Source organism: Halobacterium bonnevillei, assembly GCF_009831555.1.
In the GTDB taxonomy this organism is placed as follows: domain Archaea; phylum Halobacteriota; class Halobacteria; order Halobacteriales; family Halobacteriaceae; genus Halobacterium; species Halobacterium bonnevillei.
The window spans coordinates 1-20766 of record NZ_WUUU01000039.1; the positions used below are offsets into that span (position 1 = coordinate 1).

17 protein-coding genes and 2 pseudogenes are annotated in these 20766 nt (G+C 67.8%); 10 read left to right on the top strand and 9 right to left on the bottom strand.

Annotated elements, in window-relative coordinates; genetic code table 11:
• The 5 genes and pseudogenes from GRX66_RS06975 to GRX66_RS06995 all read right to left on the bottom strand — a co-directional run.
• A pseudogene (locus GRX66_RS06975) lies at positions 1-273 on the bottom strand (histidine kinase); the annotation flags it as partial.
• Positions 274-556: 283 nt separating this feature from the next.
• Positions 557-1303, bottom strand: coding sequence for an ABC transporter ATP-binding protein (locus GRX66_RS06980; protein ID WP_159525911.1), 747 nt, complete (start codon positions 1301-1303; stop codon positions 557-559).
• Between the two features lie 2 nt (positions 1304-1305).
• The gene (locus tag GRX66_RS06985) at positions 1306-2199 is read right to left on the bottom strand and encodes an ABC transporter permease (RefSeq protein ID WP_325063991.1); all 894 of its coding nucleotides are present in this window, start codon (positions 2197-2199) and stop codon (positions 1306-1308) included.
• Complete coding sequence (locus tag GRX66_RS06990; RefSeq protein ID WP_159525912.1) at positions 2196-3140, bottom strand: ABC transporter permease; 945 nt, start codon at positions 3138-3140, stop codon at positions 2196-2198. The genes GRX66_RS06985 and GRX66_RS06990 overlap by 4 nt, the downstream gene beginning before the upstream one ends.
• Before the next feature lies 1 nt (position 3141).
• Complete coding sequence (locus GRX66_RS06995) at positions 3142-4278, bottom strand: extracellular solute-binding protein (RefSeq protein ID WP_159525913.1); 1137 nt, start codon at positions 4276-4278, stop codon at positions 3142-3144.
• A gap of 371 nt (positions 4279-4649) precedes the next feature.
• On the opposite strand from GRX66_RS06995, the pseudogene GRX66_RS07000 reads away from it, so the two are divergent.
• From GRX66_RS07000 to argS, 8 genes and pseudogenes are all read left to right on the top strand, one after another.
• Positions 4650-6009: pseudogene (locus GRX66_RS07000) on the top strand (aldehyde dehydrogenase family protein); the annotation flags it as partial.
• A gap of 264 nt (positions 6010-6273) precedes the next feature.
• Entirely contained in the window at positions 6274-7023 is a 750-nt protein-coding gene (locus tag GRX66_RS07005) for an SDR family NAD(P)-dependent oxidoreductase (RefSeq protein ID WP_159525914.1), read from the top strand.
• A 174-nt stretch (positions 7024-7197) separates the two neighbouring features.
• Positions 7198-8544: an ABC transporter substrate-binding protein gene (locus GRX66_RS07010; RefSeq protein ID WP_159525915.1), complete on the top strand. Its 1347-nt coding sequence runs from the start codon at positions 7198-7200 to the stop codon at positions 8542-8544.
• 18 nt (positions 8545-8562) lie between these two features.
• Positions 8563-9441 (top strand): branched-chain amino acid ABC transporter permease, encoded by an 879-nt coding sequence (locus GRX66_RS07015; protein WP_159525916.1) that lies wholly within the window; start codon positions 8563-8565, stop codon positions 9439-9441.
• Positions 9441-10487, top strand: a complete 1047-nt coding sequence (locus tag GRX66_RS07020) for a branched-chain amino acid ABC transporter permease (protein WP_159525917.1) — start codon at positions 9441-9443, stop codon at positions 10485-10487. Before GRX66_RS07015 ends, GRX66_RS07020 begins: the two co-directional genes overlap by 1 nt.
• 1 nt (position 10488) lies before the next feature.
• Entirely contained in the window at positions 10489-11307 is an 819-nt protein-coding gene (locus tag GRX66_RS07025) for an ABC transporter ATP-binding protein (protein WP_159525918.1), read from the top strand.
• A complete protein-coding gene (locus GRX66_RS07030; RefSeq protein WP_159525919.1) occupies positions 11304-12038 on the top strand; it encodes an ABC transporter ATP-binding protein in 735 nt (244 codons plus the stop codon). The genes GRX66_RS07025 and GRX66_RS07030 overlap by 4 nt, the downstream gene beginning before the upstream one ends.
• Before the next feature lie 65 nt (positions 12039-12103).
• Positions 12104-13858, top strand: a complete 1755-nt coding sequence (gene argS / locus GRX66_RS07035; RefSeq protein ID WP_159525920.1) for an arginine--tRNA ligase — start codon at positions 12104-12106, stop codon at positions 13856-13858.
• A 327-nt stretch (positions 13859-14185) separates the two neighbouring features.
• Here the strand turns inward: argS and GRX66_RS07040 are convergent, their stop codons facing one another.
• Positions 14186-15091 (bottom strand): nucleotide-binding protein, encoded by a 906-nt coding sequence (locus tag GRX66_RS07040; RefSeq protein WP_159525921.1) that lies wholly within the window; start codon positions 15089-15091, stop codon positions 14186-14188.
• A 169-nt stretch (positions 15092-15260) separates the two neighbouring features.
• Between GRX66_RS07040 and prf1 the strand changes: the two genes are divergently transcribed.
• Complete coding sequence (prf1, locus tag GRX66_RS07045; RefSeq protein ID WP_159525922.1) at positions 15261-16511, top strand: peptide chain release factor aRF-1; 1251 nt, start codon at positions 15261-15263, stop codon at positions 16509-16511.
• A 191-nt stretch (positions 16512-16702) separates the two neighbouring features.
• On the opposite strand, the gene GRX66_RS07050 is transcribed toward prf1, so the two are convergent.
• The gene (locus tag GRX66_RS07050) at positions 16703-17299 is read right to left on the bottom strand and encodes a hypothetical protein (protein ID WP_159525923.1); all 597 of its coding nucleotides are present in this window, start codon (positions 17297-17299) and stop codon (positions 16703-16705) included.
• Positions 17300-17431: 132 nt separating this feature from the next.
• Positions 17432-18427 carry a radical SAM protein gene (locus GRX66_RS07055; RefSeq protein WP_159525924.1) on the bottom strand — a complete coding sequence of 332 codons (996 nt, stop codon included), beginning with the start codon at positions 18425-18427 and terminating at the stop codon, positions 17432-17434.
• Between the two features lie 186 nt (positions 18428-18613).
• Here GRX66_RS07055 and GRX66_RS07060 point away from each other — a divergent pair, with 186 nt between their 5' ends.
• Positions 18614-19735 carry a DUF373 family protein gene (locus GRX66_RS07060; RefSeq protein ID WP_159525925.1) on the top strand — a complete coding sequence of 374 codons (1122 nt, stop codon included), beginning with the start codon at positions 18614-18616 and terminating at the stop codon, positions 19733-19735.
• 21 nt (positions 19736-19756) lie between these two features.
• On the opposite strand, the gene GRX66_RS07065 is transcribed toward GRX66_RS07060, so the two are convergent.
• The gene (locus tag GRX66_RS07065; protein ID WP_159525926.1) at positions 19757-20599 is read right to left on the bottom strand and encodes a polyprenyl synthetase family protein; all 843 of its coding nucleotides are present in this window, start codon (positions 20597-20599) and stop codon (positions 19757-19759) included.
• Positions 20600-20766 lie beyond the last annotated feature (167 nt).

The following is a 20766-nucleotide window of genomic DNA, read 5'->3' on the forward strand; positions in this document are numbered from 1 at the left end:
GGGCGTACCGCGCAGGAGGGTGAACGCGAACATGGCGCCGACGCCGCCGAGACACCACGCCAGCACCCGGGGATAGAGGTCCGGGTCGAACTCCGAGTTCGGCAGCCAGTGGGTGAGATACCACAGGACGAGTCCCGGCAGGCTCAACAGCGCGAAGTCGACGACGCCGGCCGGGTGCGCGCCGCCGCTGGCGAGGTCGAACGCCGCGCGTCCGAGCGCGACTGCGATGAGAACCGCGCCGAGGACGGAGATCGACTGCAGCCAGCGGCTCATCTGTTCGGCCTGTACACGTACCGGTACATTACACTCCCGGATTTTCCCCCGCGGCCCCGTGGTATTGAGCCACAGCAGGCCGCTTTCGGCGATATTTGCGAGGCGTGTGCGGCCAGTGGGTGCCCCGGGGCGAGACACCAGTACCTCGGGCCGGGATGCCAGGATGCGCCGATCGACCACGAGTGAGCGACACGACCACCGCATCGGCCGCTGATCGGTCGGACACAGCAAACGTTGTCCGACAGGAGCGACGCGGTCCCGCACGGTGGGTTCGGTGCGCTCGTTAGGGAGCGCCGTCGACGAACGCGAAGTCCGGCACGTCCAGCGAGACGAACTCGGAGACGAACGACGACGCGGGGGACTCGTACACCTCGCGGGGCGTCCCGACCTGTTCGACCTGGCCGTCGTTCATCACCGCAATGCTGTCGCACATCTCCATCGCCTCGACCTGGTCGTGGGTGACGTAGAGCGCCGTCACGTCCAACTCCGAGAGCAGGTCGCCGACCTCCTCGCGGAGTCGCGTCTTGAGTTTCGCGTCCAGGCCGGTCATCGGCTCGTCCAGCAGCAGGATGTGCGGTTCGATGGCGAGCGCGCGGGCGAGCCCGACGCGTTGCCGCTGGCCACCGGACAGCGTCGCGGGGTCGCGGTCCGCGAGTTCGGGGATGCCGAGCATCGAGAGGAGGTCGGTCGCGCGCTCGCGGCGCTCGTCCCCGGAGACGCCCTGCATCTTCGGGCCGAACTCGACGTTCTGACGGACGGTCATGTTTTCGAAGAGGGCGTACGACTGGAAGACGAGGCCGACGTTCCGGGTCTCCGGCGGGCGGTGGGTGACGTCGTCGCCGTCGAACAGCACACGGCCGCTGGTCGGCGTCTCGAACCCGGCGAGCGTCCGCAGCGTGGTCGTCTTCCCACAGCCGGACGGCCCCACGACGCCGAGAATCTCGCCGTCGTCGATGTCGAGGCTGACGCCGTCGACGGCGGTGGTGTCTCCGAAGCGCTTCGTCACGTCGTCGATGGTGATTCTGGACATGGCTACCTCGTTGCGAACCCGCGGTTCCCGAGCAGCTGCAGCGCGAGCGTGACGCCCGCTATGAGCACGAAGAACACGGACACCGCGGCGGCGGTCGTTTCGAAGGAACTGTTCGAGATGTTCGCCTTCAGGAACAGCGCGAGCGGGCGGGCACCGCGCGAATACACCACGTAGGAGAAGTTGAACTCGGCGGCGGCGAGCGCCCAGCAGATGATCGCCCCGGAGACGATTCCGCGTTTGGCGTTCGGCACGACGACGACCAGGAACGTGCGGAGCCACGACGCCCCCAGCGAGCGAGCGCTCTCCTCGAGTTGCCGCAGCTCCATCGCCTCGAAACTCGACTGCACGGCGAGCACCATGAAGGGTGCTTTCAGCAGCGAGTAGCCGACGATGAGGCCGAAGTCGGTGCCCGAGAGTTCGGGGTAGGCGCGCAGGAACGCGATGCCGAGGATGATGCCGGGCGCAAGTGGCAGCACTGCGATGGCGTTCAGCCACTCGCGGCCACGGAAGTCGTAGCGTGCGACGGCGTACGCGATGGGGACGCCGACGACGAGATTGATGGCGACGCCGCCGAGTGCGAGGAAGACGCTCCGGAACAGCGGCGTCTTGCCGAACGCGGCGAACGGGTCCCGGGGGAGCGTCGCCAGCATCTCCCCGAGACGCAGCGAGTAGTCGGCGGCGTCCTGGTAGGCGGCGAACCCGAGCACGCGCTCCCAGTGCCGCACGGAAACGAAGCCGGACGGAAGGACGCCTGTCCAGTCGCGGGCGAACGACGCGACGAACGTCACGACGATCGGCGCGACCAGGAACAGCAGCGTGAGGACGAAGACGGCGAGGACGAGCGGGCGGCCGAACGCCGCCGACAGCGACTGCTGGCCGTCGGGGCGCGCGCTCACAGCCCCACCTCCGCGCTGGTGTACTTCAGCCCGAGCACCGTGAACGCGAGCACGAACACGAACCAGACGACGGCCATCGCGGCCGCGAGCTGGATCTGGAAGCCGTTGGACAGCACGTAGTCGATTTCGTACGTCCAGACCCGCATCGCCTGGAGCACGAGCACGGTGCCGAAGATGGCCAGCGCCGTGCGGAACGTCAGGATGAACGCGCCGATGAGCCCCGGTTTGATCTGGGGGAGGGTGACGTGGTAGAAGGTGCGGGCGGGCGACGCGCCCAGCGAACGGGCGGCCTCCTCGGCGCGCTCGTTCACTTCCGCGTAACTCCCCCGGAGCAACAGCAAGGCGCGGGGAATCATCGAGTAACAGTACGCGATGAACAGGCCCGCGACGCCCGTCGCGACCGCGAGGTCGATGGCACTCTCGCCCGCGAACCACGCGACCGCGTTCGTCAACAGGCCGGTGTTCCCGAGCAACACGATGATCATGAACGCTGCGACGATCCCGGGCAGGCTGACGGGGAACGACAGCAGCGTGACGAGCAGATCCTCGGCGGGGAGAGTGTACTTCTGAAGCGCGTGCGCGGTCGCGGTCGCGGCCAGGAGGCTCACGGCGGTGGTCGCGAGGCCGAACCAGAGCGTGTTCCAGGCGGCCCGGCGGAGATACTGGTTCGTCGCGAGGTCCACGTACGCGTCGACGGAGAACCCGGTCGAGACGAATCTGGCCTCGGAGACGCTGATCCGCGCCATCTCGGCGAGCGGGTAGATGCCGGCGACGGCCGCGAGGACGAGGAAGGGAGCGCAGAGCGCGAGGATGCGTCGGCGTTCTCGGTCCCGCTCCGTGCGGGGCGCGACGAGCGCTCGAACCGAGTCGGGAAGCCGGGCGCTGCGTGGCGCGGAGTCGGACAGATTCGGTGTCGAGGTCGGCGCGTCCTCTGCGTCCATCTCAGAGGCCGGCGGACCGCTCGATTTCCTCGATGATGGACTCCTGGTTGTCGACGAGCGTGCCGTAGTCCACCTGGAACTCCGCCTCGTCGTAGACGGCCTGGTCCGGGAACTCGTCGGGCATCTCGAGTTCCGGAGCGCGAATCGGGCGGACGTACGCGTCGAGGAACTGCTTCTGGCCCTCCTTCGAGAGCACGTAGTCCATGAACAGCTTGCAGGCCTCGGGGTTCGGCGCGTCTTCGAGCATGCCGAAGCCGTAGGGCTGATTGAACGCGCCCGCGTTCCCGTTCTCACCCTGCAGCAGCGCGACGCCGACCTTCTCCTCGTCGATGTCCTCGTTGTTGTACTTGAGGTTGAGCCCCGAGTAGTCGTACCGGATGAACGTCGCGTACTCGCCCTTCGTGAACTGCGCGAGGAAGTTGTCGGTGAACTCCGCTCCGCCGTCCTGGATTTCCTCGTAGTAGTCGATGACTGGTTGGAGGTCGTCGAGTGAACCGCCGCGAGCGTTGTTCACGGAGAGCGCGGTCGCGAGGCCGACGGCCGCAGTCGGCGTCTGGAGCGCGAGGTCGCTCGTAATATCCGGGTCCAGGAGGTCCTCCCAGGTCTCGGGAGCGTCGAGGCCGCGCTCCTCGTAGATGTCCGTCCGGTAGGTGACAGCGGTGGTCATCCGACGGGTGGCGGTCATGTGACCGTTGTCGGTCTTGAGTTGCTCCGGGACCTTGTCCCAGTTGGCGGGCTTGTAGTCTGTGGTGAAGCCCTCGTTCATTGCGATGATGCCGTACGTGTACCCGCCGTTGTACGCCGAGTGATTGGGGTTCTGCGCGTTCGACCGGATGTGCTGGAGGGCTTCGCCGGACGACCGGTCGTCGTCGTTGAGGGGGACGCCGTACGTCTCCTCGAACGACGACATGATGGCGGGCCAGTTCGACCACCCGGACTGGACCGCGTACACGTAGAGTTTCTCGGGGAAGCTGTCTGCGTCGACCGTCGTCTGGTAGTCGCCGTACCCGACGTCGTAGGTTTCGCCGCTTCCGGAGTCACCGGAGGCGTTCGAGGCGAGTCCGCTGCACCCAGCGAGACCGCTGGTGATCGCCGCTCCTGTGCCGGCGAGGAGGCGCCGTCGTGTTGTTTCGACCATCACGTGGAACGACCAAACGCCGAAATATCAACGTTACTAAGATTAGTATTGACGAATAAATTCGGGTGGGGACGGCCACGCACGGCTATGAAGACCTATACAGACGCCGCGGCGGCCGAGTTTGCGCGGGCCGCCCGGAGGCCGACAGCGGGGCTGCCCAGCGACCCGAGTACGCCCTCGAGAAGCGCGTCCCGGAAACCCGGGCGACGCCCGGCGACCCGTCGCCAGGGCCGGGAATCCGAACAGCACGTCGAGACCGCCGAGACAGCGCAGCGGTGGACTCGGGCCGCAGTCGGCGACGGGGATGCGTGGCGCAGTCAGCGGTTGCCACGAGACGAGGTACCAAGTACGTCGGGCGGGTTGGACACAGTATGAGCCGTTCAACCACGAGGGAGCGATACGACCTCCTCATCGACGGCGAGCACGTCGAGCCGTCGAGCGGCGAGTATCGCGAGACCGTCGACCCGGCGACAGGCGAGGCGTTCGCCGAGGTCGCGGTCGCAGACGCAGCGGACGTCGACAGCGCGGTGGCGGCGGCGTCATCCGCGTTCCCGGACTGGCGGGACACCGACCCCGTCGAGCGCGGCCGGACGCTGTACCGGGTCGCGGACCGCATCCGCGAGCACGTCGACGAGCTCGCCGACGTCGAGTCGCGCGACCAGGGGAAGCCGCGCTCGCAGGCGCGCTCGGACCTCACGAGCGCGGCCCGCTACTTCGAGTACTACGCGGGCGCGGCGGACAAACTCGAGGGGCGGTCCGTGCCCGTCGGCACCGGCCAGGTGGACTTCACCGTCCGGGAGCCCTACGGGGTGTCCGCCCAGATCATCCCCTGGAACTTCCCCGGGAACCTGTTCGCTCGCGGCGTCGCACCGGCGCTGGCGGCCGGGAACACGGCGGTCGTGAAGCCCGCGCCGACCACGCCCCTGTCGGCGTACCGCCTCGCGGAACTGTGCTTCGAGGCGGGGGTTCCGGAGTCTGCGGTCAACGTCGTCTCCGGCGGCGGTGAGACGGGCGCGGCGCTGACCGGCCACGCGGACGTGGACACGATAACGTTCACGGGGAGCGTGACGACGGGGCAGCAGGTGATGGAGGCGGCGGCCGGCAACATCACGCCCGTCACGCTCGAACTCGGCGGGAAGAACCCCGCAATCGTTTACCCGGACGCGGACGTCGAGGAGGCGGTGTCGTGGGTCGACCAGGGCATCTTCACGAACGCCGGCCAGGTGTGTTCGGCGGCCGACCGCGCAATCGTCCACGAGGACCACTACGAGGAGTTCCTCGAGCGCATCGTCGAGCGCGCGAACGCCTACGACCTCGGACCGGGCGCCGACGACCCGGACATGGGGCCGCTGAACAGCGAGCAGCACTTCGAGCGCGTGCGGGACTACGTCGAGGTCGGCGTCGAGGAGCGCGACGCTCGCGGCGGGCGGCGAGGCGCCCGACCGGGACGGCTACTTCTTCGAGCCGACGGTCCTCGCGGACGTCGACAACGGCATGCGGGTCGCCCAGGAGGAGATTTTCGGGCCCGTCCTCAGCGTCATCCCGTACGGCGACGACGAGGACCCGATCGAAATCGGCAACGACGTGGCCTACGGCCTCGTCGCGGGCGTGTTCACCAACGACGTGCGTCGCGCTCACCGCGCCGCGCAGCGGCTCGAAGCAGGGAACGTCTACGTCAACAAGTGGTTCGGGGACACGAACCAGACGCCGTTCGGCGGGTACAAGAAGTCCGGCATCGGCCGCGAGAAGGGCCTGGAGGCGCTGGACTCGTACCTGCAGTCGAAGAACGTCGCGGTCAACCTCGAGTCCGGTGAAGGCGACGACCTCCCGGGTGCCTGACGCCGCGTCGTACGGCCCCTAGAGCGACAGCCGGCTTCCGGGCCACCTGCGGCGGCGACCCCGATTCAGTCTCCGGACGTCCACGCTCCCCAATCCGCTCACCGTACTTTGACGCTGTCTCCCACACTTTTGGTCGCCGTCCACATCTAGTCCGCCATGACAGTACGAGACAAAGTGGTCGCCGTCACGGGGGCTGGCGCTGGAATGGGGCAGTCCACGGCTGAACTGTTCGCAGAACGCGGGGCGTCAGTGGTCGTCGTGGACCTGGACGAGGACGCGGCCGCGAATACTGCCGAGGGCATCGAGGCCGACGGGGGCGAAGCAATCGCCGTTCGCGCCGACGTCTCCGACGCCGAGGACGTCGAGGCGTTCGTCGAGCGGACCGTCGACGAGTTCGGGCGCATCGACGTCCTCCACAACAACGCCGGCATTCCCCAGGAGTCGACGCCGGTCGAGGACGTGACCGAGGAGACCTGGGACGCCATCCAGGACGTGAACTTGAAGAGCGCGTTCCTGGGCGCGAAGTACGCGGTGCCGCACATGCGCGAGCAGGGCGGCGGCGTCATCCTGAACACCGCGTCGACGGCCGGCATCCGGCCGCGAACCGGCCTGTCGGCGTACTGCGCGTCGAAGGGCGGGATGATCACCCTCACGAAGCAGCTCGCGTACGAACTCGCGGGCGACGGCGTGCGCGTCAACGCCATCTGTCCGGTCGCAACGGACACGAACATGCTCCCGGAGTTCGCGAGCGGCGAACTCACCGTCGAGGACATGGCGGAGACGATTCCGCTCGGCCGGCTCGCCGAACCCGACGACATCGCGCAGGCGGCGGCGTTCCTGGCGTCCGACGACGCAGACATGATCACCGGAACCGCGCTCGAAGTCGACGGCGGCCGGGACATCTGACCAGGGCGACGGCGACCCGGGCAACGGGAGTCGACGGTCGCTAATCGGGCAATCCCGTCACGCGCTGACCTGTCGGCCGACACCGAAGCGGAAATTGACTGAGGGCTGGCCGGCCGTGGCGATTATTACCGTTCGGCAAAATGCTTTTGCGCCCGCGACATGTGGTGCAATAGCATGACTATTGGACGGCGAACGTTCCTCACCCGGACAGGGGGACTGGTGACCGTAGGCGGCGTAGCTGGACTGGCAGGATGTACAGGAGACGGCGGGGACGACGAAGACGAAGAAACGACGACCGAAAGCGGCGGCGGCGCGACGACGACACAGGACGGTGGGAGCGGCGACTCGGAGGACCTCAAAATCGGCGTGCTGCTGCCGTTCTCCGGGGACTACGCGTGGGTCGGTGCGAACGTGCTCCCCGTCGTACAGATGATCGGCGAGGAGATCAACGAACAGGGCGGCATCGGCGGCCGGAACGTCTCCGTCGTGCAGGGCGACACCGAAGCGTCGCCCGACGCGTCCGTGTCGGCCACCAACCGCCTCGTCAACGTCGAGAACGTGGACGGCGTCATCGGCCCGACGAGCATCACGATGTCCGCGGTCATCGACACGCTCGTCGAGAACGAAGTCCCGGTCATCACGCCGACCGCGGGCACGACGTCGCTGGACACGCGCGGCGGCGACTACATCTTCCGGACGGTGTCCTCGGACTCCCTCGGGGGGCGCGCCATCGCGAAGGCCGCCCGCGAACAGCAGTACAACTCCATCCAGGACTACGAGCGGATGGCGCTGATGGTCGGGGACAAGGAGGTGTTCCAGTCGTTCAAGGAGCCCGTGCGGTCGTCCTTCGAGGAGTTCGGCGGCACCATCACGACGACGATGGACATCCGCACCGGGAAGGCCTCGTACACGTCGGAGGTCCAGTCGATGATGGACTCCGACCCGGAGATCTGCGTGCTCATCGCGTCCGTCGAGGATAGCGTCAAGATCACGGAAGCCGGCTTCCAGGCGGGCTACGAGGGCAACTGGTTCGCGACTCAGGACCAGACCAACCAGGACTTCCTCTCACAGAGCGAGAACCAGGTCACTGAGGACATGCTCGGCCTGAACGCGGCGACCTACCAGCCGGCCCAGGAGGCCGGCCGTCTCGAGAGCTTCTTCGACCGCATCACGGAGTACGCCGACTGGGACGAGGGCGGGAAAGTGTTCGCCACGAACACGTACGACGCGATGAACGTCATGGGCCTCGCGATGACCCAGGTCGCCGCGAGCGGCGACGACCTCACCGGACCGAACGTCGCAGACGCGATCCACACTGTCGCCAAGCCACCCGAACAGCAGGTGACCAGTTACACCGAGGGCGCGGAAGCGATCGCGGACGGCGCCGACGTCGACTACGAGGGGCTCGTCGGCCCGATCAACTTCGACGAGAACGGGGACATCGTCGCGCCGTTCTCCATCAAGAAAGCGGAGGGCGGCGAGTGGACGGAAGCCGGACGGCTGCCGCCAGAGGCACTCTAAGCGCACAGTCCCTCTAGCATGGTTTTCGACAATCTCCTACAGACTGTCGTATTCGGCCTCATCGAGGGCAGCGTCATCGCCGTCGGCGCCGTGGGCCTGACGCTGTCATACGGCGTGACGCGGTTCATCAACTTCGCGTACGGCGAGTTCCTCACGTACGGCGCGTACCTGACCGTGTTCCTCGCCGCCGGCGTGTTCGGAATGTCGCTGCCGCTGCCCGTAGCCGCCGTCGTCGCGCTCGTGCTCGTCGGCCTGCTCGGCGTGGCCGTGTCCCGGGTGTTCTTCGAGCCGATCTCGGACCGCGGCGCGCTCCCGCTGTTGATCACCTCGATCGGCGTCTCGTTCATCCTCCGGAACCTCCTGCAGGGCTGGGTCGGGGTGTCCGCGAAACAGCTCCCGATTCCGCTGCTTCGCCGCCAGGAGTACTTCGGCATCCGGCTCACGCACCTCGAACTCGGCGTCGTCGTCGCGGGCGTCGTGACGATGCTGCTCATCCACCTGCTGCTCCAGCGCACGATGCTCGGCAAGCGCATGCGCGCGACCAGCGGAAACCGGTCGCTGGCGGAGGTCGCGGGCATCGACACCACGGACGTCATCCGGCAGACGTGGTTCATCTCGGCGGCGGCTGGCGCGCTCTCCGGCGTGCTGTACGCGGTCCTGTTCGCGCCGTTCCGGCCGGGCGTCGGCTTCGAGTACCTCATCGTCATCTTCGCGGCGACGCTTCTGGGCGGCATCGGACGGCCCTACGGCGCGATGCTCGGCGCGTTCTTCATCGGGCTCGCGATGAACTTCGGGTCGACGTACCTGTCCGCGAACTACACGCGAGCGTACGCCTTCATCATCCTCGTGGGCGTGCTGTTGGTGCGACCGGAGGGCATCCGCGGGGGTGAGTTCTGATGGCGCTGCTGACGGGGTGGGCGTCGTTCCTGGTCGCCGTCGCAACCATCGGCTGCATCTACGGTCTGCTCACGCTCGGGCTGAACGTCCACTACGGCTACACGGGGCTGTTGAACTTCGGGCACGTCGCGTTCTTCGCGGCTGGGGCGTACGCGTCGGCCATCGTGACGATGCCGCCGCCGTCGACGGTGACGAACGCGAGCTACGAGCTCTGGCTCAACCTCCCGATGCCGCTCGGGTTCCCCGTGAGCCTCGCCGCCGCCGCGCTGGTCGGCGGCGTGCTGGCGTTCCTCATCGGGTTGACGAGCGTCAGGCTCGGCACCCACTACCTCGCCATCGCGACGTTCGCGCTCGCGGGCGTGTTCAGCGACGTGCTCGTCAACGAGGCGTGGCTGACCAACGGGTCGTTCGGCATGAACAGCGTCCCGAAACCCGGGCGGGCGGGGCTGACGGCCGACGAGTGGCAGCTGGCGTACCTCGCGTTCGCCGCGCTCAGCCTGCTCGTGACGTACCTCGTCCTCGAACGCCTCGTGAACGCGCCGTTCGGCAGGCTGCTGAAGGGCGTGCGGGAGAGCGAGGCCGCCGCGAAGACGCTCGGCAAGGACACCAACGCCGTGAAACTGAAGTCGTTCGTCATCGGCGGCATGATCGCAGGGTTCGCGGGCGGCGTCTACGCCCACTACCTCGGCAGCGTCGTGACCGCGCAGTTCGTCCCCCACGTGACGTTCACCGTGTACGCGGCGATGCTGCTCGGCGGCGCGGCCTCGAACACGGGCGCCGTCGTCGGCGCGTTCCTCGTGGTCGCCTTCGAGGAGTCCACGCGGTTCATCACGACGCTGTACAACTGGATCCAGTCGACGCTCCCGGACGCGCTCAGCGGCGTGCTGCCCGCGCTGTTCGGGCCGCTGCCGAACAACCCGTCGTTCATCCCGAGCATGCGGTTCGTCGTCATCGGCGTGCTGTTCGTGCTCGTCATCCGGTACCGACCGGAGGGCCTGTTCGGCGACCCCGCGGAAATCCAGGCGCTCGGGGAGGAGGAGGACTGACATGAGTTCGAACCAGTCACCTGCCGACGGCAACTCCGGCGACGCGGCTGCGTCGGCGGACCTCCTGGAAGTCGACGGCGTCGTGAAGCAGTTCGGCGGCCTGGTCGCCGTCGACGGCGTCTCGTTCGGCGTCGAGGAGGCGTCGATCACGGGCCTCATCGGCCCGAACGGCGCCGGGAAATCGACGCTGTTCAACTGCATCACCGGCGTCTACGACGTCGACGGCGGCGCGGTCCGCCTGGACGGCGAGGAGATCCAGGGGCTGTCGCCGACGAAGGTTGCGCGCCGCGGCGTCGGACGGACGTTCCAGACGCCGAAGACGTTCCGCGGGATGACCGTCCGCGAGAACATGGCGTTCGCCGCCAGACACCAGACCGGCGAGCGCGCGCTCGGCGCGCTCCTCCGGCCCGGAACCATCCGCGAGGAGGAGGCCGACGTCCAGGCGCGCGTCGACGACACCCTCGAGTTCCTCGAACTCGACCACCTCGCTGACGACTACGCCAGCGGCCTCTCGGGCGGCCAGCGGAAACTCCTCGAACTCGGCCGCGTGCTCATGCTCGACCCCGAGATCATCATGCTCGACGAACCAGTCGCGGGCGTCAATCCGTCGCTGACGGACGACCTGCTCGCGCGACTCCGAGAGTTGAACGACCGCGGGCGGACAATCCTGTTCATCGAACACGACATGGACGTCGTCATGGAGAACTGCGACCGCGTCGTCGTGATGCACAACGGCCAGACGCTCGCGTCCGGCCCGCCCGACATCGTGCAGGACGACGAGCGCGTCGTCGAAGCCTACCTCGGCGGGGTGGACCGATGAGCGACATCGCGTCCATCCGCCGGTACGACGACGCCCTGTTCTCGGCGCGCGACGTCGAGACCGGGTACGGCGACCTCCAGGTGCTGTACGGCGTCGACATCGACGTGCAGGACGACGAGGTCGTGCTGGTGTTCGGGCCGAACGGCGCCGGGAAGTCGACGCTGATGCGGGCGCTGTTCCGCCAGCTCCCGCTGTGGGCCGGCACCATCCGGATGGGGCAACAGGACTTCAGCGACCTCGACTCCAACGAGATGGTGCCCAACGGCGTGGCGTACGTCCCGCAGACGCAGAACGTCTTCCCGAACCTGACCGTCGCGGAGAACCTCGACATCGGGTCGATTCACGCCGACCGGCCGGCCGAGCGCCGCCAGGAGCTCTTCGAGCTGTTCCCGCGTCTTGCCGACCGCCAGGGCCAGGACGCCGCGACGCTGTCCGGCGGGGAGCGGCAGATGCTCGCGATGGCGCGCGCACTGATGCCCGACCCCGACCTGCTACTCATCGACGAGCCGTCGGCGGGCCTCGCGCCGAAACTCATCGAACGCGCGTTCGAGCACGTCGACAGCATCCGCGAATCCGGCACGGCCGTGCTGATGGTCGAGCAGAACGTCAAGGCCGCGCTCGAAGTGACCGACCGCGCGTACGCCCTCGACATGGGCGAGAACAAGTTCGAGGCGGACGCCGACACGATCCGCGACTCCGAGAAGGTGCGGGACCTCTACCTCGGGAAGTAGCGGATCCGCCACCGTCGCTCGCACGCTTCGGAAATCCCTTTAGCCGGCGCCGAGAACGGGTGGACATGTTCATCGCTTTCCGCCGGGAAGTCGAGGCGGCCCTCGAAGCCGCGCTCGACGACCTCGGCTACCCGACCGGGGACCTCGGCATCGAGGAACCGCCAGCGGACGTGCCCGCCGTGCTCGCGTCCAGCGTGGCGTTCCGACTCGCCAGCGACGCGCAGGCGCCGCCGCCGCAGGTCGCCGGCGAGATCGCGGACGCCATCGACCTCTCGGCGGCGGACCTCGTCGCCGACGTCTCGACGCAGGGCCCGTACGTGAACTTCACGCCGAGCGACGCGTACTTCCAGGGGACGCTCGAGGACGCGCAGGCGGACGAGTGGGGGCGGCTCCCGGACACCGGCGAGTCCGTGGTCGTCGAGCACACGAGCGCGAACCCGACCGGCCCGGTGCACGTCGGCCGCGCACGCAACCCGATTCTGGGGGACGCCCTCGCCCGCATTCTCGACTTCGCCGGGTACGACGTCACCAAAGAGTACTACGTCAACGACGCCGGCCGCCAGATGGCGGTGTTCACGTGGGCCTACGAGACGTTCGACGAGTCCGACCTGCCCGAGCCGGAGCGGGACAAGCCCGACTACGACTTCGTGCGGTACTACCGGAAGGGCAACGAGTTCCTCGAGGAGGGCGACCCGGCGGCCGTCGAGGAAGCCGAAGCCGAAATCGCGTCAATCATCGAGGGCCTCGACGAGGGCGACGAGGACACCCTCGAGCGCACCAGCGAGGTCGTCGACACCGTGCTCGGCGGCATGCAGGAGACGCTCGGCCGCCTGCCCGCGGAGTTCGACGAGTTCGTCAAGGAGACGCGGTTCCTCCGCGACGGCTCCACGCACGAGGTCGTCGACCGCCTCCAGGACTCCGAGTACGCGTTCAAGGAGGAGGGCGCGTGGCAACTCGACCTCGACGACTGGGACATCGAGCAGTCGTTCGTGTTCCTGCGCTCGGACGACACCACCCTCTACACCACCCGGGACCTCGCGCACCACGAGTGGAAGTTCGACAGCTTCGACTCCGCCATCACGGTGCTCGGCGAGGACCAGGAACTGCACGCGAACAAGCTCGAGGCCGCTCTGGACATCCTCGGCAACGACACGGACCAGCTCGAAGCGGTGTTCTACGCGTGGGTGAACCTCCCCGGCGGGGAGTCCATGAGCACCCGGCAGGGGACGGGCGTGGACATGGACGACCTGCTGGACGAGGCCGTCAATCGCGCCGAGGACGCCGTTCGCTCCCGCCTGGACGACCGCATCCGCGGGGACGACCTGACGGAGGCGGACGTCGAACGCATCGCCCGCCAGGTCGGCATCGGTGCGGTGCGCTACGACATCGTCTCCAAGCAGCCGACGAAAGCCATCACGTTCGACTGGGAGGACGCTCTGGACTTCGAGGGACAGAGCGCGCCGTACGTCCAGTACGCCCACGCTCGCGCCTGCGGCATCAGTGCGGAAGCCGGCGACCTCGAACCCAGCCTCGACGCCGCGCCCCTGGACACCCAGGCGGAACGCGACCTCCTGGAAGGCATCGCGCGCTTCCCCGCCGTCGTCGAGGCGGCCGCGGCGGACCGCGAACCCCACCAGGTCGCGACGTTCGCGCGCGAATTCGTGGACACGTTCAACGCGTTCTACCGCTCGTGTCCCGTCGTCTCCGACGACGTCGACGACGACACCGCCGCCGCCCGCCTCGCGCTCGTCGACGCCGCCCGCAACACGCTCGCGAACGCCCTCGGCGTGCTCGGCATCGAGTCGCCCGACTCGATGTAACAGCGGCGCCGCGCACAAGTCGAGAAAAGCCGCTCCCCGCCCGCAGAGTCCGCTACCAAAGCCGCTCCCCGCCCGCAGAGTCCGCTACCGCCCGCCCGTCGTCCAGTTCGGTCCCATCCGCGGAGCCGTCGCTCGCCGGTCTCAGAGGCCGCCGACGAACGACACGGTGCCGTACACGATGAGCAGCGCCAGCACGATGTACAACAGCAGCCAGCCGGTGGAGACGGAGTTCTCGTTTGCCATGTTCGTGACTCCGAGCGCGTGATTGCTTAATCCTTCCCGTTTTCGAGAGCGACGGGCGCGCCAACAGTATCGCAGCGGCGTCGGTCAGCCCAGTCGCCCGCCAGTCAGCCGGGAGAGCAGCGACCGCTGCTCGGGTTCCTCGTCGTCCATCGCCTCGGAGAACGCCCCGGCAGCGCCTGCAGCGGCGGGCGCGTCCTCCTCGTCGTCCCGGAACGACAGCGGCGGCGACTCGTCGAGCAGTTCGTAGCCGAGTTCGCGGTAGCACTGCGCCGCCGGATTCTCGGGCGCGTGAACGATGAGTGGCTCGCCAGCGTCCTCGCTGTCGGCGACGGCGCCGTCTTCGGGAATCGCTCCGAGCACTGGAACGCCGAGGTCCTCGACGGCGTCCGGCGTGTCGACGTCCCGGCCGCCGACGCGCGTCAGAATCACGCCCTCGACGTCGCCGCCGACGCGGCGGGCGAGTTCCAGCGTCTTCTCGGTGTTCTCCAGCGCTGCGACCTGCGGCGTCGACACCAGGAGTACGTCGTCGGCAAGGCCCAGGGGGACGGTCGTGTCGTGGCTGAGGCCGCCGCCCGTGTCCACGATGGTGACCTCGTACTCCGCGCGCAAGTCCTCGGCGACGTCGCGGAGCTTCGAGGGGTCCGCGCGCCCGAAGTCCTCGATGTCCGTCCCGCCGACGATGACGTCGAACTCCCCGGGGGCGTCAGCGACCGCGTCGAGCGTGTCCGCCTCGCCGGCGAGCACGTCGTGCAGGGTCGCGTCCGCCGCGTCGACGTCCTCAGAACGCTTCGCGTTCTGATGGGCTGCGGAGGACGTCGCTGACGACCTCCGAACGTCGAGGACGGCGCCGACGTTCGCCATCCCGAGGTCGTAGTCAACGAGCACTACCGACCGGTCGGCTTCCGCCATGGCCGCAGCCAGGTTCACGGCCGTCGTCGTCTTTCCGACGCCGCCCTTGCCGCTGGCGACGGCGAACACGCGCCCAGTCATGGTACCGCGTACGTAGAGTGGGACTTAAAGCGTTGGGCGGGAATCAGTCAGCCGTACTCCCCACCGACGCGGTTTCAACTCGCCGACACCATCCAGTCGCTGCACTGTTACACGGCGGCGACCGAGCAGGTCAAAGCTTACTTACACGCTGGCCGGCTATCTCGGAGTAATGAGCGAGCAGGAGGGCGCACCGTCCGAGGACCGCCGCAAGTACGAGTTCCAGAAGGTCATCGAGGACCTCAAGGAGTACACCGGCAGCGGCACGCAACTGGTCACTATCTACATCCCCCCGGACAAGCAGATCTCGGACGTCGTCGCCCACGTCACGCAGGAGCACTCCGAAGCCTCCAACATCAAGTCCAAGCAGACGCGGACGAACGTCCAGGACGCCCTGAAGTCCATCAAGGACCGCCTCCGCTACTACGACACGTTCCCGCCGGACAACGGCCTCGTCGTCTTCTCGGGCGCCGTCGACAGCGGCGGCGGCCGCACTGACATGGTGACCGAGGTCCTGGAGTCGCCGCCACAGCCCATCGAGTCGTTCCGCTACCACTGCGACGCCGCGTTCCTCACCGAACCCCTCGAGGAGATGCTCGGCGACAAGGGCCTCTACGGCCTCATCGTCCTCGACCGCCGCGAAGCCAACGTCGGCTGGCTCAAGGGCAAACGCATCGAGGCCGTCAAGTCAGCGAGCAGCCTCGTCCCCGGCAAACAGCGCAAAGGGGGCCAGTCCGCACAGCGGTTCGCCCGCCTCCGCCTCGAAGCCATCGACAACTTCTACCAGGAGGTCGCGGAGATGGCAAACGACCTCTTCGTCGCGAAACGCCACGAACTCGACGGCATCCTCGTCGGCGGCCCCTCCCCGACCAAGGACGAGTTCCTCGACGGCGACTACCTCCACCACGAACTCCAGGACTCCGTTCTCGGGAAGTTCGACGTCTCCTACACCGACGAGTCCGGCCTGAAGGAGCTCGTCGACCGCGCACAGGACGCGCTCGCGGAAGCCGACCTGATGGACGACAAAGCGGACATGGAGGAGTTCTTCCAGGAGCTCAACGGCGGCGACCTCGCCACCTACGGCTTCGAACCCACGCGGCGCAACCTCATCATGGGTTCCGTCGAAACCCTCCTCATCTCCGAGGACCTCCGCAAGGACGTCGTCACCTACGAGTGCCCGAACGACCACGAGGAACGCGAACTCGTCGCCCAGCGCTCGGACACCCCCGAACACGAGTGCTCGGAGTGCGGCGAACCCGCCGAGGCCGCCCAGCGCGACGACGCCATCGACCATCTCATGGAGATCGCCGACCAGCGCGGCACCGACACCCACTTCATCTCCACCGACTTCGAGAAGGGCGAACAACTCCTCACCGCGTTCGGCGGCATCGCGGGCCTTCTGCGGTACGGCACGGGCGTCTAATACGCACTGTTTGCTGCGGTCGGCGCGGCTTCGCCGCGCCTCCCTGGCAAAAACGTGCGGAAAAAGCACTCCTCACCCCCCTCCGGGGGTTCGTCGGCCTCCACTCGTTCGCTTCGCTCACTCGCGGAGTGAACCGGCGACCTGCCGGGTCCTTCGGACCGCTCGGTCGCCGGATGCTCGTCTCGAGAATATCAGTTCGGGTCGTCTTCGGTATCCCCATCCTCGCTATCGGGTTCTTCCGTTTCGCTGCCGTCACCTGAGATACCGTCAGCACGCTCCTTGCTCCCGCTCTCCTCGCCCGCACTCTCCGTCTGGCCCTGCGAGACGCCGAGGAGGCGTTCGGCGAGGCCGCCGAGCGCTTTGAGGGTCGTGCTCACGTAGATGCCGGCGAGGAACGCCACGCCCGCGACGAGACGATCGGTCTGGGTTGCGCCGTTGCTGCCCGACGTGTCCGCCGCCAGCACGGTCAGATCCCCGTCGATACCCGGGAACGCGAGCGCGAGCAGGTAGACGCCGGCCGCCAGCGGTAACACCGCGACGGTCCGACTCAGGATCTTGAGCCGGTACTGGTCGTCGTCCTCGAACTGTTGGGCGAAGCTCGTGAACACGTACACGGTCGCCCCGAGGAACCCGAACAAGTAGATTGCGGGCGGCACGCGCATCGACAGATTCGTCGCCTCCATCGACAGCGCGACGCCCACCAGCGTCGCGACGAGGATTCCCCAGTAGAACAGCCGCCCCCACCGGGTACCGTACCAGCCCGTCCCACCCCCGTACTCTTCTGACATGCGTACTACACGAGAGTCGAGCACCTAAAATTCGACCCCTGGGCCGTAGTAATCAGCGGCAGTTCGCCGTCAGACGTCTCACCGGAGGATAACACCAGAACGAAGAACCGGCGAAAAACGACGGATGGCCGACTACGCCAGCGGCGTCCGCTCCACGACCTGCCCGTCGTACGTCGGGTACTGCTCGACGATCTCGCCGTCGTCGACGTCGCCGTCCTCGACCATCTCCTCGAGCAGCCACCACGCCACCTCGACGTGGTTGGATTTCACCGTGTAGAACTCGTCGGGGACGCCGAGTTCGCGGATGCGCTCCGGGCTGACCGTCGTCTTCCCGTAGACGAGCGTGCCGTCGTCGGTGACGTCGTCGAACTCCCGGCGGACGTTCCGGGCCATCCGCTTCAGGCGCGAGCGGTGCTGGGCGGCGTCCTTGAACACGCTCGTGCAGAAGTAGACCTTCTCGTGGTCGGCCATCGTCTCCAGAATCGCCTCCTTGGACCCGTCCACTGCGCTCATGTGGTCCTCCTGGAGTTCGTAGCCCTCCTGTTGCATGCGCTCGTAGTTCCCGTCGCTCATCTCGAACTCGTTGATGTTACAGAAGTCCGCGGCGCCCTCGTCGAGGAACTCCAGGAACTCCGCCTCGGCGCGGATGCCCGGAATCTCGAAGGCGGGCGTCAGGCCCTCCTCGCGCGCGACGTACAAGATCTCCTCCCACTCGGTGCCGTGGAGGTCTCCCCACTGCTCGTACGGCGGGTGGAACCGGATCTCGTCGAGGCCCGCCTCGCTGAGGCGGCGCATGTTCTCGCGGCCGCCCGTGATGCCCGTGTAGAGGTGCGTGTGGTGGTCCTCGCCGAACTCGTCCTTGAGCAGGCGGAGGTACCGGCACGTCCGGTCCATGACCTCCTGGGGTTCGCCGCCCGTGATGGAGGTGCCCAGCGCGTCCATCAGCTTCGCTTCCTCGACGACGTCCTCGTCGGTCTCGACGGGGCGCTCGTTGGCGTACACCTGGTGGACGTTCTTCCGGTTGTCGCCGAGCGGGCAGTAGAAGCAGTCGCGCTGGTCGCAGTAGCCGTAGACGAAGAGGACCATCTTGCCCCCTTCCGCGCACTGCTCGCAGCCCTTGGAAATCATTCGTTCGAACACGTCTACTCCCCCGAGACCCAAAAAGCGTGCGAAGTGGGTTCAGGGGCGTCTCGGACGGGGACGTGGCCGGGGACGCGGCCGCGACCGGTCCCGTCTCGTCGCCGCGGTCAGTCAAGCGGTCGCCACCCAGCGCTCCCGAAAACAGTTATACCGCCCTCCCCTATCATCCAGCGAATGCTGCTCGTGCTGTGCGTGGACCTCGACGACGACCTCGGCCGGAAGACCGGGGTGCCGACGCCGGTCGTCGGCCGCAACGAGGTCGAACACGCCGCGGTGTCGCTGGCGGAAGCCGACCCCGAGGACAGCGACGTGAACGTCCTCTTCGAGGGCGTCCACCTCCACGACCAGTACAGCACCGAGGAGAACGTCGAGGTCGCGGCCGTCACGGGCGTCGAGCGGGGCGACGTCGCCGCCAACCGGAAGGTCGGCCGCGAGGTCGACGAGGTGCTGGCGTCCATCCGCAGCGACGAACCCGTGCGGGCGGTCGTCGTCACGGACGGCGCACAGGACGAGTCCGTCGTCCCCGTCATCCGTTCGCGGGTCCCCATCGACGCGGTCAAGCGCGTCGTCGTGCGGCAGGCCCAGGACCTCGAGTCGATGTACTACACGCTCAAGCAGGTGATGAACGACCCCGAGACCAGGGGGACGATTCTGGTACCGCTCGGGATTCTCCTCCTCATCTACCCGCTGGCGGTGCTGGCGGACGTCCTCGGGTTGCCGGGCGCGGTGCTGGGCGTATCCTCCGCAGCGGTCGGACTGTACGCGCTGTTCCGCGGCCTCGGCCTCGAATCGACGGTCGACGAAACCGTCGAGCGCGTGCGGTCGGGGCTGTACACGGGCCGGGTGACCCTCATCACGTACGTCGTCGCCGCCGCCCTCCTCGTCATCGGCGGCGTCGAGGGCATGAACGAACTCGCGACGGTGCGCGCGGACACCGGCGGGTCGCTGGCGCCGTCGACCATCGTCGCGGCGTTGACGTTCGGAGCCGTGCGGTGGTTCGCGGCCGCCGGCCTCACCACGAGTCTCGGTCAGGTCACCGACGAGTACCTCGCCGACCGGTTCCGGTGGCGGTACTTGAACGCGCCGTTCTACGTGCTCTCCATCGCCGCCGTCCTGCACATGCTGTCGGCGTTCTTCCTCGGGTACGTCACGCTCACCGAACTCGCCGCGGTGTTGACGGCGGGCACGCTCGTGAGCGTGCTGTCGACGCTGACGTTCGCCGTCGTGGAGTCCTGGCGCGGCGAACCGGACGCCGAAACCGACGCTGACGCCGACACCGAGGCGGACGCCGCGTAGAACGAGGCGCGGGCGACGCCGTCAGGCTTCCCGGGAGACGACGAACTCCGCGAGGTACTCGAGGTAGTCGTAGGCTTCGCCGGCGGGCAGGTCGAGGCTGACCAGGGCGTCCATCGCGCGCTCGCTCTCGCGTTCCGCGAGCGCGTTCAATTCCTCCGGCGAGCGGTCCGTCACGCGGACGATGCTCGGGCGGTCGAGGTCCTCGTCGATGCCCGCTGGCTTCCCGAGGTCCTCGCTGGCAGCGGTGGCGTCGAGCACGTCGTCGCGGATCTGGAACGCGACGCCGACGCGTTCGGCGTACTCGCCGAGCGCCTCGACCGACCGGCCGTCCGCGTCCGCGGCGACGGCGCCGAGTTCGGCTGCGGCGCGGAACAGCGCGCCCGTCTTCCGGCGTGCGAGCTCCATGTACTCGGCTTCCGTCTCCGGACGGTCGACGAGTTCGATGGCTTCGCCTTCGCCGAGTTCCACGAGCGCGTCGGTCACGCACTCCATCGCGCGCGGGTCCCGGGAGAACAGCGCGAACGCCTCCCCGAGCAGGCCGTTCGACGCGACGAGCGCGGGGCCGTGGTCGAATTCGGCCCACGCGCTCGCCTTCCCGCGGCGGACCGCGGACTGGTCGATGATGTCGTCGACGACGAGCGATGCGTTGTGCACGAGTTCGACGCCGACGGCGAAGTCCATCGCAGCGTCCCCGTCCCCGCCTGCGGCCTCGCAGACGAGCACCGTGAGCGTCGGCCGGACGCGCTTCCCGCCGGCGAGCACGACGTGTTCGAGTTCGTCGCTGAGTTCCGACGGCTCGACGGCGCCCACCGTCTCTTCGAGCCGCCGCTCGATGGCGGCGCGACGCGCCTCCACGTACTCCATTACCCGCAACTCAGGGACTCGCGCTGAAATACGTGACGGGACGACCGTTCTGTCGATCCCATAGAACAGGAGGACCGCTGGGGAGAACACCCAGTAGAAGTTGAGGAAGCGCTAATAGAACAACTGAGCGCGGACATATCGAGTGTGTCTACTGGGGATGACAACCT

Bases quoted from the DNA above. Each gene is read 5' to 3' on its own strand.
- argS (WP_159525920.1), top strand. From the start codon at position 12,104: ATGTTCATCGCTTTCCGCCGGGAAGTCGAGGCGGCCCTCGAAGCCGCG.
- GRX66_RS07050 (WP_159525923.1), bottom strand. From the start codon at position 17,299: ATGTCAGAAGAGTACGGGGGTGGGACGGGCTGGTACGGTACCCGGTGG.
- GRX66_RS07015 (WP_159525916.1), top strand. From the start codon at position 8,563: ATGGTTTTCGACAATCTCCTACAGACTGTCGTATTCGGCCTCATCGAG.
- GRX66_RS07020 (WP_159525917.1), top strand. From the start codon at position 9,441: ATGGCGCTGCTGACGGGGTGGGCGTCGTTCCTGGTCGCCGTCGCAACC.
- GRX66_RS06995 (WP_159525913.1), bottom strand. From the start codon at position 4,278: ATGGTCGAAACAACACGACGGCGCCTCCTCGCCGGCACAGGAGCGGCG.
- GRX66_RS07025 (WP_159525918.1), top strand. From the start codon at position 10,489: ATGAGTTCGAACCAGTCACCTGCCGACGGCAACTCCGGCGACGCGGCT.
- GRX66_RS07065 (WP_159525926.1), bottom strand. From the start codon at position 20,599: ATGGAGTACGTGGAGGCGCGTCGCGCCGCCATCGAGCGGCGGCTCGAA.
- GRX66_RS07055 (WP_159525924.1), bottom strand. From the start codon at position 18,427: ATGATTTCCAAGGGCTGCGAGCAGTGCGCGGAAGGGGGCAAGATGGTC.
- GRX66_RS07030 (WP_159525919.1), top strand. From the start codon at position 11,304: ATGAGCGACATCGCGTCCATCCGCCGGTACGACGACGCCCTGTTCTCG.
- GRX66_RS07005 (WP_159525914.1), top strand. From the start codon at position 6,274: ATGACAGTACGAGACAAAGTGGTCGCCGTCACGGGGGCTGGCGCTGGA.
- GRX66_RS07010 (WP_159525915.1), top strand. From the start codon at position 7,198: ATGACTATTGGACGGCGAACGTTCCTCACCCGGACAGGGGGACTGGTG.
- GRX66_RS07040 (WP_159525921.1), bottom strand. From the start codon at position 15,091: ATGACTGGGCGCGTGTTCGCCGTCGCCAGCGGCAAGGGCGGCGTCGGA.
- GRX66_RS07060 (WP_159525925.1), top strand. From the start codon at position 18,614: ATGCTGCTCGTGCTGTGCGTGGACCTCGACGACGACCTCGGCCGGAAG.
- GRX66_RS06980 (WP_159525911.1), bottom strand. From the start codon at position 1,303: ATGTCCAGAATCACCATCGACGACGTGACGAAGCGCTTCGGAGACACC.
- prf1 (WP_159525922.1), top strand. From the start codon at position 15,261: ATGAGCGAGCAGGAGGGCGCACCGTCCGAGGACCGCCGCAAGTACGAG.
- GRX66_RS06990 (WP_159525912.1), bottom strand. From the start codon at position 3,140: ATGGACGCAGAGGACGCGCCGACCTCGACACCGAATCTGTCCGACTCC.